This window comes from Streptomyces sp. NPDC043861 (assembly GCF_056435905.1).
On sequence record NZ_JBWKDP010000002.1, the window covers coordinates 571,597 to 586,905 of the forward strand.

The window sequence follows — 15,309 nt, forward strand, 5'->3', positions numbered from 1 at the left end:
AACGCCATGGCCGGTACTACCCCGGGAACACCGCGTGTACTGCGCGCCATGAACGACCGCGCGGCACTCGATCTGCTGCTGGAGCACGGGCCGCTCTCACGGACCCGCATCGGCAGGCTGACCGGTCTCTCCAAACCCACCGCCTCCCAGCTGCTGGCACGACTGGAGGCCTCCGGCCTGGTCGTCGCCACCGGGACGACCGAGGGACGGCCGGGGCCGAACGCGCAGTTGTACGGCGTCAACGCACGAGCCGCATTCGCCGCAGGGCTCGATGTGACCCCGCAGCGCATCCGCGCGGCGGTCGCCGACATCACCGGCGCGACGGCCGGTGAGTTCGTCCTCAGCACCCCCGGCCGGCGCGCCGATCGTGTCGTACGCCAGGTCACCGAGGCCCTGGACGGGGCGGTGAAGGCCGCCGGGATCACCCGGGCCGAGGTGCACCGGCTCGTCATCGGGACTCCCGGCGCCTTCGACCCCTCGACCGGACGGCTGCGGTACGCGTCCCATCTGCCGGGCTGGCACTCCCCCGCCCTGCTCGACGAACTGGCCGCGGTGCTGCCGATGCCGGTCGAGTACGAGAACGACGTCAATCTGGTCGCCGTGGCCGAGCAGCGGCTCGGGGCGGCCCGCGGCCACGACGACTTCGTGCTGCTCTGGAACGAGGAGGGGCTGGGCGCCGCCCTGGTCATGGGCGGCAGGCTGCATCGCGGCTTCACCGGCGGCGCGGGCGAGGTCGGCTTCCTGCCGGTGCCCGGAACGCCGCTGGTGCGTCACGTCTCCAAGGCCGGCAGCGGCGGCTTCCAGGAACTCGCCGGTGCGCAGACGGTGCCCCGTCTCGCCCGGGAGCTCGGGATCGAGGACATCGGGCAGGGGCCGCACGCGGAGGTGGCGAGCGAGCTGCTGGCGCGGGCCGCCGCCGGAGGTGAAGGACCCTACGGGGCCCTGCTCGACACCCTGGGCACCGGCCTGGCCACCGGTCTCGCCTCCATGGTCGCCGTGCTCGACCCCGGGCTCGTCGTCCTCTCCGGCGGACTGATCGTCGCCGGAGGCGAACCGCTCCGCGAACGCGTCCAGGCGGAACTCAACGAACTGGCCGCGTCCCGGCCCCGCCTCGTCATCGGCGAGGTGCAGGAGCGTCCCGTGCTGCGGGGGGCGATGGAGAGCGCTCTGGCCGCCACCCGGGACGAGGTCTTCGACACCTCGCGCTGAGCCCCCGCACACTCCCCTACCCCTTCGGATCCGCCACAGGGAGACACCGCCATGCCCGGAATCCGCCGGCCCACGGCCGTCGCACTGGCCGCGACCACCTCGGCACTCCTGCTCGCGACCGCCTGCACGGGGTCCCACGACACCGCCGCGAACGACGACCCGAGAGCGCGGACCACGCTCACCTTCTGGCACGGCTGGAGCGCCCCCGGCGAGGTCGAGGCCATCGAGGAGAACATCGAGTCCTTCGAGGCCGCACACACCAACATCGAGGTCGAGGTCGTCAAGAACATCACGGACGACAAGCTCAACCAGGCCCTGCGCACAGGCGGTTCGAACGCCCCGGACGTGGTGTCCTCCTTCACCACCGACAACGTGGGCCGCTTCTGCTCCTCCGGGGCGCTCGCGGATCTGAAGCCGTTCCTGCAGAAGTCGGGGATCGACCCCGAGAAGACCTTCCTGCCGCAGATGGCCAGGTACACACAGCACGACGGCACCCGGTGCACGGTGCCGCTGCTCGGGGACGCGTACGGCCTCTACTACAACAAGGACGCCTTCGAGGAGGCCGGGATCAAGGCCCCGCCGAAGACGCTGTCCGAGTTCGACGCGATCGCGAAAAAGCTCACCAGAACCAAGGGCGACGGCTTCGAGCGGCTGGGCTTCATGCCGCTCTACCAGGGCTACGAGACCACCGTCGAGCACTACGGCGGTCAGTTCGGGGTCACGTACACCGACGGGAACGGAAGGTCCGGCACCGCATCGGACCCGGCGGTCAGGGCGCTGTTCACCTGGCAGAAGAAGCTGGTGGACGACCTGGGCGGATACCGGAAACTGAACCGTTTCCGCACCGCTCTCGGTGACGAATGGGGCCCGAAGCATCCCTTCCACACCGGTCAGGTCGCCATGCAGATGGACGGCGAGTGGCGCGGCAGGATGGCCTCGGACGCCAAGCTTCCGTTCGAGATCGGGGCGGCTCCGTTCCCGGTGCCGGACGACCGGGCCGCCGACTACGGCAAGGGCTATCTGTCCGGCACCGTCCTGGGCATCGCGAGCAACAGCCCGAAGAAGAACGCCGCCTGGGAGCTGGTGAAGCATCTCTCCACCGACACCGACGCGGTCGTCTCGTTCGCCAATGCCATCCACAACGTGCCGTCGACCGTCGAGGCCCTGAAGTCGCCGAAGCTGAACGACGATCCCCTGTACCGCACGTTCGTGGACATCGCCCAGCACCCCAAGAGCTCGCACGCCCCCTCGTCGGTCAACGGCGGCGCCTTCCTCCTCACCCTCCAGGACAGCGCACTGGCCTACGAGAAGGGCACGGAGAAGGATCTGGACGCGCTGCTGAGGAGGAACGACGCACAGGTCGACAGGGACAACGAGCAGGCCCACTGACATGGCTGCCGCTCCCCCGACAGCGGGGCTGAGGGCGAAGCACCGCAGGTCGGCGCTTCGCACCCTCGGATTCCTCTCGCCGTGGCTCGTCGGGTTCGGCGTGTTCTTCGCCTATCCGCTGGTCTCGACCGTCTACTTCTCCTTCATGGAGTACGACGGGTTCACCGCACCCACCTGGGTGGGCCTGAAGAACTGGGCCTATGTCTTCCAGGACAGCCCGTTCTTCTGGCCCTCGCTGCGCAACACGCTGTGGCTGGTGCTCGTGATGGTGAGCCTGCGCGTCGCCTTCGGACTGGGGATCGGGCTGCTGGTCACCAGGGTCAGGACCGGGGCCGGGCTCTTCCGCACCCTGTTCTACCTGCCGTACCTCGCGCCGCCGGTGGCAGCGACGATGGCGTTCGTCTTCCTGCTCAACCCGGGCACCGGGCCGGCCAATACCGTCCTCGGCGGGCTCGGCCTCGGCGAGCCCGACTGGTTCGGCGACCCGGACTGGTCGAAGCCGTCGCTCACACTGCTCGCGCTGTGGTGCGTGGGTGACCTCATGGTCGTCTTCATGGCGTCGCTGCTCGACGTACCGAAGGAGCAGTACGAGGCGGCCGAACTGGACGGGGCGAACGCCTGGCAGCGGTTCCGCCATGTGACGCTGCCCCATGTGTCGCCGATCGTGCTGTTCGCCGTGGTCACCGGAGTGATCGCCACGCTGCAGTACTACACCGAGCCGATGGTCGCCGCGAAGGTCGCCAGTGGGGTGATCGGCGGGTCCGGGCAGCACTTCGAGCCCGGCTATCCCGACAGATCCACTCTGACCGTTCCCCAGGTCGTCCACAACCTTGCGTTCCAGCGTTTCGACACCGGGGCGGCGAGTGTGGTGGCGCTGGTGCTGTTCGCCCTGGCCATGGCATTCACCGTGCTCCTGATGCGCCGGCGCAGCGGCTTCATGGCAGCGGAGGACTGATGCGATGACCCGGACGGCACTGACACCCCACGGCAGGACCGATGCACCGTCGGTGGCCGTGGCGGACGACGGACATGCCCGGCGGGCGGCAGGCCGCAGGGCCGTGCTGGAGTGGATCGCGGTGCACTCGCTGGCCGTTGCCGCCGCCCTGTTCTTCCTGCTGCCCTTCATCTTCGTGTTCCTGACCGCAGTGATGAGCGACGACCAGGCGCTCACCCGCGATCTGTGGCCGCGCACCTGGGAATGGGACAACTTCGCCGCCGTGTGGAACACCCCCGGTTTCCTCACCTGGTGGCGCAACACGTTGTTGTACGCGGGGCTCGGTACCGTGCTCGCCGTGGGCAGCAGCCTCCCGGTGGCGTACGCGCTCGCGAAGTTCCGGTTCCGCGGGCGCAGCGTGATGATGATGCTGGTGATCGCGGCGATGATGCTGCCACCGCAGGTGATCGTCGTGCCCATGTATCTGTTCTGGGCCAGGCAGCTGGACCTGGCGGGGACGCTCTGGCCGCTGATCGTGCCCTTCGCTTTCGGCAACGCGTTCACGATCTTCCTGATGCGCCAGTTCCTGCTGACGATCCCCCGCGAGTACACCGAGGCCGCAAGGATCGACGGCTGCGGCGAACTGCGCACGATGATCAGGGTCGTGCTGCCGATGGCCAGACCCGCCATCGCGGCATCGGCGCTCTTCCACTTCTTCGCCTGCTGGAACGACTACTTCGGACCGCAGATCTACGCCTCGGAGAATCCGGCCGCGTGGACGCTCTCGTACGGCCTGGAGTCCTTCAAGGGTGCCCATCGGACGGACTGGAACCTGACGATGGCGGCGACGCTGTTGGTCATGGCGCCGGTGATCGTCGTGTTCTTCTTCGCGCAGAAGGCCTTCATCGAGGGCGTCACGCTGACCGGAGTGAAGGGATGACGGGTATGAAGCTCGCAGTCGTGGGCGGCGGATCCACGTACACACCCGAACTGGTTGACGGCTTCGCCCGGTTGAGGGACACACTCCCTGTCGGTGAACTCGTCCTCGTCGACCCGGCGGCCGGTCGGCTGGAGCTGGTCGGAGGTCTCGCCCGGCGGATCTTCGCCAAGCAGGGGCACCCCTGTGTCGTCACGACCACCGGCGACCTGGACGAGGGGGTGGCCGGAGCCGATGCCGTGCTGCTGCAACTGCGCGTCGGCGGGCAGGCCGCGCGGGAGCGGGACGAGACCTGGCCGCTCGAGTGCGGCTGCGTGGGCCAGGAGACCACGGGCGCGGGCGGTCTGGCCAAGGCCCTGCGCACGGTTCCCGTGGTGCTGGACATCGCCGAACGGGTGCGGCGCACCAGCCCGGACGCATGGATCATCGACTTCACCAACCCGGTGGGCATCGTGACCAGGGCTCTGCTGCAGGCCGGTCACCGGGCCGTCGGACTGTGCAACGTGGCAATCGGCCTCCAGCGGAAATTCGCGGGACTGCTCGGTGTGGCGCCGCCGGATGTGCATCTGGACCATGTGGGCCTCAACCATCTGACCTGGGAAACCGGTGTACGTCTCGGTGGTCCCGACGGCGAGAACGTCCTGCCCGGGCTGCTCGCCGAGCACGGCGACACCCTCGCCGACGATCTCCGTCTGCCGCGCCGGATCCTCGACCGGCTCGGTGTCGTGCCCTCGTACTACCTGCGCTACTTCTACGGACACGACGCGGCCGTACGGGAGATGAGGAACAGGCCGTCACGTGCCGCCGAGGTCGCCTCGATGGAGAAGCGGCTGCTGGAGATGTACGGCGACCCGGCGCTCGACGAGAAGCCGGCGCTGCTGGCCGAGCGGGGCGGTGCGTTCTACTCGGAGGCAGCGGTCGATCTGGCCGCTGCGCTGCTCGGCGGAAGCGGCAGCCCCCACCAGGTCGTGAACACGTACAACAACGGCACGCTGCCGTTCCTGCCCGACGACGCCGTGATCGAGGTTCCGGCCGCCGTCGGCACGGCAGGCGTCGCACCCCTGCCCGTGGCCGAACCCGACCCGCTGTACGGCGGACTGATCGCCCAGGTGGCCGCGTACGAGGAACTGGCTCTGGAGGCCGCGCTGCACGGCGGACGCGACCGGGTCTTCAAGGCGCTCCTCTCGCACCCCCTGATCGGCCAGTACGAGTACGCCGAGACGCTCACGGACCGGCTGATCGCTCACAACCGGGAGCACCTCGCGTGGGCGTGACCGCGGCGGTCCTCGCCATCGACGCGGGAAACAGCAAGACCGATGTGGCCGTGGTCGGGGTTGACGGGTCGGTCCTCGGAACCGGCCGCGGAACCGGCTTCCAGCCCGCCCGTACCGGCATCGAGGCGGCGTTCGACGCGCTGGCCCCGACGGTCGGCTCGGCCCTGGCCGACGCCCGTGCACGAGGCACGGCCGTCGACACCGTCGGGCATGTGTCGGCCTGCCTCGCCAACGCCGATCTCCCGGTCGAGGAGGAGCAGCTCACGACCGCGCTGCGGGAGCGCGGCTGGGGCCTTGCGGCGGAGGTGCGGAACGACACCTTCGCCGTCCTCCGGGCGGGCGTCGAGGAACCCCGGGGGGTGGCCGTGGTGTGCGGGGCGGGCATCAACTGCGTGGGCATGCTGCCCGACGGGCGTACCGCCCGCTTCCCCGCGATCGGCAGGATCTCCGGCGACTGGGGCGGCGGCGCGGGTCTCGCCGAGGAGGCGCTGTGGTTCGCCGCACGGGCCGAGGACGGGCGTGGCGAGCCGACGGAACTGGCTCGCGCCCTCCCGGCGCACTTCGGTCTCGGCTCGATGCACGCACTCGTCGAGGCGCTGCATCTGGGGCGTATCGCCGCCGGGCGCAGACATGAGCTGACCCCCGTCCTCTTTGCGACGGGCGCGGCGGGCGACCCGGTGGCCGGTTCGATCGTCGACCGGCTTGCGGACGAGGTGGTCGTCATGGCGACGGTCGCACTGCGGCGGCTCGGACTGCTGGAGGAGAGGGCGCCGGTGGTGCTGGGCGGCAGCGTGCTGGCCGCCCGTCACCCCCGTCTCGAGAGCCGCATCGCCGAACTCCTGGCGGTCCGGGCGCCGAAGGCCGACATGTCCGTGGTGACGTCCCCGCCGGTGCTGGGAGCGGCGCTGCTGGGCCTGGACCGTGTCGGTGCGCCGATGGACGCAAGGGCCAGGCTGCGGGCCCACTACGAGAAGTAGCGTTGCACGTCCGCAACGGTGCCGAGCCAGCGCACCGGCCCGGACGGGGGTGGGCCCGCGTCAACGGTACGCCGCAGGGCGGACCGGCCCGCAGTTCATGCCCCTGGAAGGGGAACCGATCCGGCCCGGGCGGCGTATTCAAGGTGGGGGCTTTGGGTAGGGGGCAGTACTGGCGGCATTGACGAGACAGGCGGGATAGCTCAAGATCCAGTCAATCCTGGGTGTGGAAATCCGCCCCTGCGGCCATACTGCTGGCCGGGCTGCCGTCCCCCGACCTGCCGGGGCGCGGGATGCCGTCAGCGACCGAGGGGGAGGTCAAGGTGACACACACGCCGAGCGCGGGGCCGCCCGCGCCGTCGGTGCCACAGGTCCCGGCCCGGTCCGGGCCGTACCAGGTGCCCGGATCGCGGCCGTCGGGGGACCAGTCGGCGCCCCCTCCCGGAACGCCGTCGCGGCGCAGCGCCTGGGCGGAGACCACGGCGCGGCTGCGTGCGGCGGCGACGACCGAGCCGGGCAGGCTGCGGATCATCGGTGCCGTTCTGGCCGCTCTCGTCGTCGCGTTCGGTGCCGTGACCGCCTTCGAGATCGCCGCCCGGGCATCCGCGGCCGACGACGTCGTCAGCCGCAGCCAGCCGCTGAGCGCCGACGCCGCGAGCATCTACCGCTCGCTCGCCGACGCCGACACGGCCGCTTCGAGCGGCTTCCTGGCCGGCGCGCAGGAACCCGCCGATGTGCGGGACCGGTACCGCAAGGACATCGCGAACGCCTCCCGCCTGCTGGTCAAGGCCGCGGCCACCACCGACGGTTCGACGGAGTCGGGCCGCTACATCGCCGCGCTCAACGAGCAGCTCCCCCGCTACACGGGCCTGGTGGAGCGGGCCCGCGCCAACAACCGCCTGGGCCTGCCCCTGGGGGGTGCCTATCTGCGGTATGCGAACCAGCAGATGACTGCCGAACTGCTGCCCGCCGCCCAGAAGCTGTACGAGGCGGAGGCCGCCCGTCTGGACGAGGACCACGAGGACGCCCGGCTCTGGCCGGTGCTGTCGCTGGTCATCGGCGTGGCGGCACTGGGCGTCCTGTTCTGGGCACAGCACCGCAACTTCCGGCGGACCAACCGGGTCTTCAACCACGGCCTGCTGGCCGCGACCGTCACCTCGGCGGTGGTCCTGCTGTGGCTGGGCGTCGGGCACATGGTGGCCAGGGCCGAGCTGAACAACGCACGGGCGCACGGCCAGGAGTCGCTGAACGTCCTCAACGACGCACGCATCAACAGTCTCAGGGCCCGGGCCAACGAGAACCTCACGCTGGTCGCGCGGGGCGCCGTGCTCACGGCGGACGGCAAGAGCGACAAGTACGAAACGGACTACAAGGCGGGCATGGACCGGCTTCGCAGCTCACTCGGCCGCGCGGAGAGCCTCGCCGACGACGGTGCGGGCCTCGACCCGGTCAAGGCCGCCTCCGGCGCGGTCTCCGAGTGGAGGAACCGTCACCAGTCGGCCAGCGAAACCGACAAGGCGGGTGACTACGAGGGCGCCCTGGCGAAGGTGATCGGTGTCAAGGAGTCCACGGGCGAGTCCTTCGATCGTGTGGACACGGCGCTCGAGCAGGCTCTCGCCCATGAGCAGACCGAGTTCACCCGGTCCGCGCAGGACGGCCGGGGCGCGCTCGCGGGCCTCCCGGTCGGTGCGGCGGCACTGGCGGTGCTCGGCGCGGTGGGCGCGGTCCTGGGCATGGGCCGCAGGCTTTCGGAGTACCGGTGAAACGGGGAGAGATGAGGGACGCGATGTCCGGCTCGGACCCGGGCGACACGGCGCGCACGGGCCGGCCGGCCCGGTCGGGACGGCTGCCCGCCCGGCTGCTGCACAGGCTCCGCGGCTGGGGCGGTGTCGCCGGAATGGCGGCTGCCTGTGCGCTCACCGCGTCGCTGACCCTGGTGCCGCTCACGCACGGCGGCAGGCCGTCCTCCTCGCCCGACGTGGCGGGCGCGGGATCCGCAGCCGCGCTGCCCGCGAAGAAGGCCGAGTGCACCAGCCCGGAGGCCTCCCTGCGGCCGTCCGGCGCCGACGGCCCCGCGATCGCCGAGATCAAGCGGCGCGGCAGGCTGATCGTCGGCGTCGACCAGAACAGCTACCGCTGGGGCTACCGGACGGCGGACGGCGAGCTGGAGGGCTTCGACATCGATCTCGCCCGGGCCGTCGCCGAGGACATCCTCGGCAGCCCCGACGACATCATCTTCCGTGCCATCCCCACCAATCAGCGCATCGCGGCGCTGGACAGCGGCACGGTCGATCTCGTCGTCCGGACGATGACCATCAACTGTGCCCGGATCAAGCAGGTCTCCTTCTCCACGGCGTACTTCCAGACGGGGCAGCAGGTGCTCGCCCCCCGGGAATCGCCGATCACCGGCTACGACAAGTCGCTCGCGGGCCGCAGGGTCTGCTCGGCCGAGGGGTCCACGGCCTACGAGGCACTGGTGAAGAACTCGTACGGCGCGGTCTTCAAGGACGAGGACGACGGCGGGCCCGGCGACAAGGACCGGCTCACCGTGTCCAACCAGCTGGACTGTCTGGTGCGGCTGCAGCTCGGCGAAGTGGACGCGGTGGTGACCGACGCCGCCCTCGCGGCCGGCCAGGCGGCACAGGACCCTGCCGTCGAACTGAAAGGCGGGAAGCCTTTCACCACCGAGTACTACGGCGTGGCCGCCAAACTGGGCAGGGACGACCTCGTCCGAAGGGTCAACAAGGTGCTCGACGACTACCGCAGTGGCCCGTGGACGACGGCGTACGCCAAGTGGCTCCGGGCGGACCTCCCCGGTATACCGGGACCGCCGACACCGAAGTACCGGGACAATTGAGCCCTTTGGGATACACGGCGCGGCGGTGCGCAGCAGTTGATCCGAGACACGAGCGGAGAGGTGATCGATGAGCGTCGCGGGACCCTCCCCCAGCCGAGCGGGGGAACCACCGGGACCGGTCATGGACCGGGACGAGGTGGACCGTGCGCTGGCGCGGCTCGGGGAGGAGCACGAGGCCGTGGAGACCTCGCTCCTCGCCCTGCAGGACCATGCGGGCCGCAGGCTCCTGGAGGGCGCCGAGCTGACGGGTGTCACCAAGGACCGCTGGGCCTCCGCCGAGCAGGCGATCACCTTGCTGTGGGGGTACTTCGACGCGTACACCTCCGCGCTGACGGCTGCGCGTGAGCTGAGGGCGCGGCGGCGCTGGCCCAACCGGGACGACCTGGCGGCGCTGACCGACCGGCTCCGCGGACCGAGCGTGACGGTCGCGGGCTCCGCCACGCTCCCGTCCCCTTCGATCACCGGCCCCGCCAAGCTCTCCGAGCGGTTCACGCTGGAGGAGCTGGTGAGCAGGATGAACCAGCTCTACGCGCGCTCGCTGGACATGGTGGTGGCCGCCGACACGGTCTGGTCCGCACTGCCGGCCCGGATCGATCTGCTCTCCGCGGAGCTGCACCGGACCCGCTCGCTGGCCCACTCCGTCGGTGTCCGTCCGGGTGAGCATCCGGCGGGCGACGACCTGGAGTCGATCACGCATGAGCTGACGGCGCTGCGCGCGCAGGTGGTGTCCGATCCGCTCGCGTTCTGGGCACCCGCTCCGGTGAGTTCGGCTCCGGGCGGCGGACGCCCCGACACCGACCGCTACGACCGGGCGGCCCGCGCCCTGGAGGACGTACGCCGGGAGATCGAGGCCGTTCTCGCGGTGCGGCAGGACTCGGAGGAACGGCTGATCCGCCTCCGGGACGTCCTCTCGCGCGCGGACCGTACCCTCACGGAGGCCCGGGCGGCACGCGGCGAGGTGCTGGCGAAGATCGCCGCCTCCGAGGTGCCCGCGGTGAGTGGTCCCCCGACGGTGCTCCAGGAGCGGCTCGCCACCGCCGCCGAGTACCGCCGGCACGCCCAGTGGCACCGGCTCTCGCCATTGCTGGAGTCCCTGGAGCGCGCGGCCGAGGACGAACTGCTGCGCGCCCGCGAGTCGCTGACGGCGGTCACGGCCCCGCTGGCCGTCCGCGCGGAGCTGCGGGGCCGCCTCGACGCGTACCGGGCGAAGGTCGCCCGCCACGGCATGGCCGAGGACCCCGTGCTGATCGAGCGGTACGACGCGGCCCGTCGAATGCTGTGGAGCGCTCCCTGCGATCTGCGTGTGGCCGAGCAGGCGGTGCTGCGCTATCAGCGGGCCGCGGCGGACGCCCTGGTTCCGGGACAGCGGGGGCAGGGCGACCACGAGGGGCGGTCATGAGCGGCACGGGCCGGGCCTCCGGGCCGCGCACAACAGCGATGGCCGCCCGCCCGGCGGACGGGCGGGGAAGCGAACAGGGGACAGCGTGAGTGCCATGACGAAGTGCGTGCGCCCCGGCTGCGGCGGCTCGTACGAGGATTTCGGCGGCGGCGGACTGTACTGCGACACCTGCGGGCTCGCCCCGGAGAACCCGGGGAGCGGCACGCGGTCCTCAGCGGCGTCGGCGGTCCCGGCGGCGCCTTCGGGCAGCGGTACGAGGGGCGCCGGTGGCACGGGCGGCACCGGTGCCACCTGTCAACGGCCGGACTGCGGCGGCTCGTACGAGGACGTCGGCGGCGGCGAACTCTACTGCGACACCTGCGGGCTCGCCCCGGTCGTCTCGGTGAACGGCGCACTGTCGTCCCCTCCCACCGGGATCACCGGCGGCGGCGCCAAGGGCAGCAACAGCAGTTCGGCCCGAGGCAGTTCTCGCTCGTCCGCACGGTCGTCGTCCCGGTCCTCCCGGTCGTCGCGCTCCTCGACGTCCCGGCGATCGGTCTCGGGCCGACTGTCCCGCTCGCTGTCCGGCCGCAGCACCGGCCGTTCGGTGTCGGTGCGCAGCTCCGGTTCGACGGCGTCCGCCTCGGGGCGCAACCGGCTCGGCGCAGGTCTGGTCGCCGTCCCGGAGGTACCGCGTCCCGACCCGCGTTCCGCGGTGATGGAGCAGCCCGAGGTGCCCGAGCGGAAGCGATTCTGCAGCCGCAGCGACTGCGGCGCGCCGGTCGGCCGTGCGCGCGGTGAGCGGCCCGGCCGCACGGAGGGCTTCTGCACCAAGTGCGGCCACCCCTACTCGTTCGTGCCGAAACTGCACAGCGGCGACATCGTGCACGGGCAGTACGAGGTGATCGGCTGCCTCGCGCACGGTGGCCTCGGCTGGATCTATCTGGCGATCGACCGGGCCGTGTCCGACCGCTGGGTCGTCCTCAAGGGCCTGCTCGACACGGGTGACCAGGACGCCATGGCCGCAGCGATCTCCGAGCGCCGCTTCCTCGCGGAGATCGAGCACTCCAACATCGTCCGCATCTACAACTTCGTGGAGCACCTCGACCAGCGGACGGGATCGCTGGACGGGTACATCGTCATGGAGTACGTCGGCGGCAAATCCCTCAAGGAGATCGCCAACGAGCGCCGGGCCCCGGACGGGAAGCGGGATCCGCTGCCGGTCGAGCAGGCCTGCGCGTACGGGATCGAGGCCCTGGAAGCGCTCGGCCATCTGCACAGCCGCAACCTGCTGTACTGCGACTTCAAGGTCGACAACGCGATCCAGACCGAGGACCAGCTCAAGCTCATCGACATGGGCGCGGTACGGAGGATGGACGACGACGAGTCGGCGATCTACGGCACCGTCGGCTACCAGGCCCCCGAGGTCGCGGAGCTCGGCCCCTCGGTCGCCTCCGACCTCTACACGGTCGCGCGCACGCTGGCGGTCCTGACGTTCGACTTCCAGGGCTACACGAACGTCTTCGTGGACTCCCTGCCCGACCCGGACAACATCACCGTCTTCCACAGGTACGAGTCGTTCTACCGGCTGCTCGTGCGCGCGACCGACCCCGATCCGGCGCGCCGTTTCGCCTCCGCCCAGGAGATGGCGGACCAGCTCACCGGTGTCCTGCGGGAGGTCGTGGCACTGCAGACGGGCCGGCCGCGTCCGGCGCTGTCCACGCTGTTCGGTACGGAACTCCGGGTCACGGACACGGAGTTGTTCGCAGAGCTGGACGGTGACGTGTCGTCCCTCGGGGCCCGGACCGTGGCTCGCAACGGGGGCCTGCGCCGTGCTTCGCCCCGACCGGCTCGGCCGGGCACCTCCTCGGCCGCCCCGAACGCCATGGGCGGGGCGAGCGGGACCGCGGGGGCCCCGGCCCCGGGGCACGCGGGTGCTCACGCATACGCACCGACACAGACCGCGCTGCCCGGCCCTCGCACCGGGTCACCGGTACCGGCAGCCCTGACGGCGTCCACGGCGGCGGCGCCCCGGCTCGCCGGGCTGGACGCGCGGGCGACCGCTCTCGCCCTGCCGGTGCCCCGGGTCGACCCGAACGACCCGAACGCCGGCTTCCTCGCGGGCCTGATGACCTCGGCACCGACCGAGTTGATCGCCGCGCTGCACGGCGCCCCCGCGAGTTCCGTGGAGCTGAGGCTGCGCGAGCTGCGGGCCCGTCTCGAGATGGGCGAGCTGACCTCCGCGACGACGTCCCTCGACGACCTGGAGGCCCGGCATCCCGACGACTGGCGGGTCGTCTGGTACCGCGGCGTCGCATCGCTGGCGACGGGCGACCACGAGACCGCCGCGCTGTCGTTCGACGCGATCTACGACGCCTTTCCGGGCGAGGCCGCGCCGAAGCTCGCACTCGGCGTCTGCGCCGAGGTGCTCGGGCAGCTGGACAACGCCGCGGAGTACTACCGCCTGGTGTGGACGACCGACCCGAGCTATGTGAGCGCCGCCTTCGGCCTGGCCCGGGTGCAGCTCGCCGCGGGCGACCGTACCGGGGCCGTCCGGGCACTGGAGTCCGTTCCCGAGGCATCGATCCACTACACGGCCGCCCGGGTCGCGGCCGTCCGCGCGAGACTGCGCAGACGCGCCGCGCACGAGCCGCTGATCGACGACCTGACGGCGGCCGCCGACCAGGTCACGGCGCTCGACGGGTTCGGTCTGGACTCGGTGCGCCGCGAGCGGTTGTCCACAGAGGTGCTGGGCACGGCCCTGGACTGGGTACTCTCCGGTAGTCCCGGGGCCCGGCCCGCCTCGACAGTCCTGCTCGGCAGCGAACTGGACGAGCGCGGACTGCGCTTCGGTCTTGAACGCTCGTTCCGGGTGCTCGCCCGGCTCGCCCAGAGCGGCGAGGAGCGCATCGAACTGGTGGAGCGGGCCAACCGTTTCCGCCCCCGGACGTGGGTGTGAGTGATGGACCGGATGCACCAGCTTTCCGCGTGCCCCAACTGCGAGGAGCCGCTGGAGTCGGCCGACCTGTTCTGCGGTGCCTGCGGGTACGACCTCTCGGCCGTGCCCGAGCCGCCGCAGGACCGCCCCACGATCCCCATCGGTGCCCCGGTGGAGTGGCCGGAGGCCGACGGCACCGACATCTCCGGTGCCCCGGCGCCCGTGCAGCAACCGGGTGAGCTGCCGGGGACGGACTCCGGCGGCCGTCCGCTGCCGGCGACACCGGTACGTTTCGACGGACCCGACGCCGCCGCACCGGCCACCCCTGCCGTTGCTTCCGCACCGGCAGCGCCGGCCGCCGAGACCGCATCCGTCTCCGGCGACTTCGAGCTGGCCGCCCCCGATCCACGTGCCGCGGCGGCCCGGCCGGCCACCGCCGTGCCCCCCGCCGGCACCAAGCTATGCGTAGCCTGCCGGGCCGGGCATGTGGACCCCGACGGCTACTGCGAGAACTGCGGTCATGCGCAGCCCCGCGAACGCGACCACATGGAGCAGGAGCTCGACGCGGTGGCCGCCGTCAGCGACCGCGGGCTGCGCCACCACCGCAACGAGGACGCGTTCGCGGTCTCCTCGACATCGCTGCCCGACGGCTCCCCCGCCGTCATCGCCGTCGTCTGCGACGGTGTGTCGTCGGCGACGCGGCCGGACGACGCCTCCGCGGCCGCCGCCACCGCCGCCAACGAGTCGCTGCTGGAGTCCCTGCCGCGCGGAACGCACCCGCAGCAGGCGATGCACGAGGCGATCGTCGCCGCCGCCGACGCGGTCAACTCGCTGGCGGCCGAGCCGACCGGTGCCATGGAGCACGATCCGCACCGCCATCAGAACGCCCCGGCGTGCACACTGGTGGGCGCCGTCGTCGCGGCCGGTCTGCTGGTCGTGGGCTGGGTCGGGGACAGCCGTGTGTACTGGGTTCCGGACGACCGCAGCGGCCCGCCCGCCCGCCTCACCGAGGACGACTCATGGGCGGCCCAGATGGTCGCATCGGGCCTGATGAACGAGGCCGAGGCGTACGCGGACGAGCGCGCACACGCCATCACCGGATGGCTCGGCGCGGACGCGTACGAACTGGAGCCGCACACCGCGTCCTTCAAGCCGGACCGCCCCGGTGTGGTCGTGGTCTGCACGGACGGCCTGTGGAACTACGCGGAGGCCGCTGAGGAGATGGCGCAGGTGCTGCCGCCCGACGCGGCGGGCCGCCCCCTGGGCGCCGCCCAGGTGCTGGTCGGCCATGCGCTCGACGGCGGCGGCCACGACAACGTAACAGTGGCCCTGCTCCCGTTCACCGTGCCGCAGCCGGGGGCAGGATCGGCCTGAACAAGGCCCTCGCCCCCTTCGCCCGTCCGGCAACCCCTTTGTCAT

Annotated in this window: 11 protein-coding genes; all 11 read left to right on the plus strand. The window is 71.5% G+C overall.

The genetic code is table 11. The annotated features are described in order from the left end of the window. Nucleotides 1-6 precede the first annotated feature (6 nt). The 11 genes from AC068D_RS07070 (at nt 7) to AC068D_RS07120 (ending at nt 15,264) form a co-directional block, all read left to right on the plus strand. Nucleotides 7-1,209, plus strand: coding sequence for an ROK family transcriptional regulator (locus AC068D_RS07070; protein WP_478821920.1), 1,203 nt, complete (start codon nt 7-9; stop codon nt 1,207-1,209). Between the two features lie 51 nt (nt 1,210-1,260). Then, the gene (locus AC068D_RS07075; RefSeq protein WP_478821921.1) at nt 1,261-2,598 is read left to right on the plus strand and encodes an ABC transporter substrate-binding protein; all 1,338 of its coding nucleotides are present in this window, start codon (nt 1,261-1,263) and stop codon (nt 2,596-2,598) included. A gap of 1 nt (nt 2,599) precedes the next feature. Continuing rightward, nucleotides 2,600-3,553 (plus strand): carbohydrate ABC transporter permease, encoded by a 954-nt coding sequence (locus tag AC068D_RS07080; protein WP_478821922.1) that lies wholly within the window; start codon nt 2,600-2,602, stop codon nt 3,551-3,553. 4 nt (nt 3,554-3,557) lie between these two features. Beyond that, entirely contained in the window at nt 3,558-4,472 is a 915-nt protein-coding gene (locus tag AC068D_RS07085; protein WP_478821923.1) for a carbohydrate ABC transporter permease, read from the plus strand. Nucleotides 4,473-4,477: 5 nt separating this feature from the next. Continuing rightward, nucleotides 4,478-5,743, plus strand: a complete 1,266-nt coding sequence (locus AC068D_RS07090) for a 6-phospho-beta-glucosidase (RefSeq protein ID WP_478821924.1) — start codon at nt 4,478-4,480, stop codon at nt 5,741-5,743. After that, entirely contained in the window at nt 5,734-6,720 is a 987-nt protein-coding gene (locus AC068D_RS07095) for an N-acetylglucosamine kinase (protein WP_478821925.1), read from the plus strand. The genes AC068D_RS07090 and AC068D_RS07095 overlap by 10 nt, the downstream gene beginning before the upstream one ends. A 320-nt stretch (nt 6,721-7,040) precedes the next feature. Continuing rightward, nucleotides 7,041-8,480 (plus strand): hypothetical protein, encoded by a 1,440-nt coding sequence (locus AC068D_RS07100; protein ID WP_478821926.1) that lies wholly within the window; start codon nt 7,041-7,043, stop codon nt 8,478-8,480. Nucleotides 8,481-8,491: 11 nt separating this feature from the next. After that, complete coding sequence (locus tag AC068D_RS07105; RefSeq protein WP_478821927.1) at nt 8,492-9,574, plus strand: glutamate ABC transporter substrate-binding protein; 1,083 nt, start codon at nt 8,492-8,494, stop codon at nt 9,572-9,574. Between the two features lie 67 nt (nt 9,575-9,641). Continuing rightward, complete coding sequence (locus tag AC068D_RS07110) at nt 9,642-10,973, plus strand: hypothetical protein (protein ID WP_478821928.1); 1,332 nt, start codon at nt 9,642-9,644, stop codon at nt 10,971-10,973. 94 nt (nt 10,974-11,067) lie between these two features. Further along, nucleotides 11,068-13,911: a serine/threonine-protein kinase gene (locus tag AC068D_RS07115; protein WP_478821929.1), complete on the plus strand. Its 2,844-nt coding sequence runs from the start codon at nt 11,068-11,070 to the stop codon at nt 13,909-13,911. 3 nt (nt 13,912-13,914) lie between these two features. Continuing rightward, nucleotides 13,915-15,264, plus strand: a complete 1,350-nt coding sequence (locus AC068D_RS07120; RefSeq protein WP_478821930.1) for a protein phosphatase 2C domain-containing protein — start codon at nt 13,915-13,917, stop codon at nt 15,262-15,264. Nucleotides 15,265-15,309 lie beyond the last annotated feature (45 nt).

What these genes read in the sequence shown, in the direction of transcription:
- AC068D_RS07070 (WP_478821920.1), top strand. Translation starts at nt 7, where the DNA reads ATGGCCGGTACTACCCCGGGAACACCGCGTGTACTGCGCGCCATGAAC.
- AC068D_RS07080 (WP_478821922.1), top strand. Translation starts at nt 2,600, where the DNA reads ATGGCTGCCGCTCCCCCGACAGCGGGGCTGAGGGCGAAGCACCGCAGG.
- AC068D_RS07105 (WP_478821927.1), top strand. Translation starts at nt 8,492, where the DNA reads ATGAGGGACGCGATGTCCGGCTCGGACCCGGGCGACACGGCGCGCACG.
- AC068D_RS07115 (WP_478821929.1), top strand. Translation starts at nt 11,068, where the DNA reads ATGACGAAGTGCGTGCGCCCCGGCTGCGGCGGCTCGTACGAGGATTTC.
- AC068D_RS07120 (WP_478821930.1), top strand. Translation starts at nt 13,915, where the DNA reads ATGGACCGGATGCACCAGCTTTCCGCGTGCCCCAACTGCGAGGAGCCG.
- AC068D_RS07110 (WP_478821928.1), top strand. Translation starts at nt 9,642, where the DNA reads ATGAGCGTCGCGGGACCCTCCCCCAGCCGAGCGGGGGAACCACCGGGA.
- AC068D_RS07090 (WP_478821924.1), top strand. Translation starts at nt 4,478, where the DNA reads ATGAAGCTCGCAGTCGTGGGCGGCGGATCCACGTACACACCCGAACTG.
- AC068D_RS07085 (WP_478821923.1), top strand. Translation starts at nt 3,558, where the DNA reads ATGACCCGGACGGCACTGACACCCCACGGCAGGACCGATGCACCGTCG.
- AC068D_RS07075 (WP_478821921.1), top strand. Translation starts at nt 1,261, where the DNA reads ATGCCCGGAATCCGCCGGCCCACGGCCGTCGCACTGGCCGCGACCACC.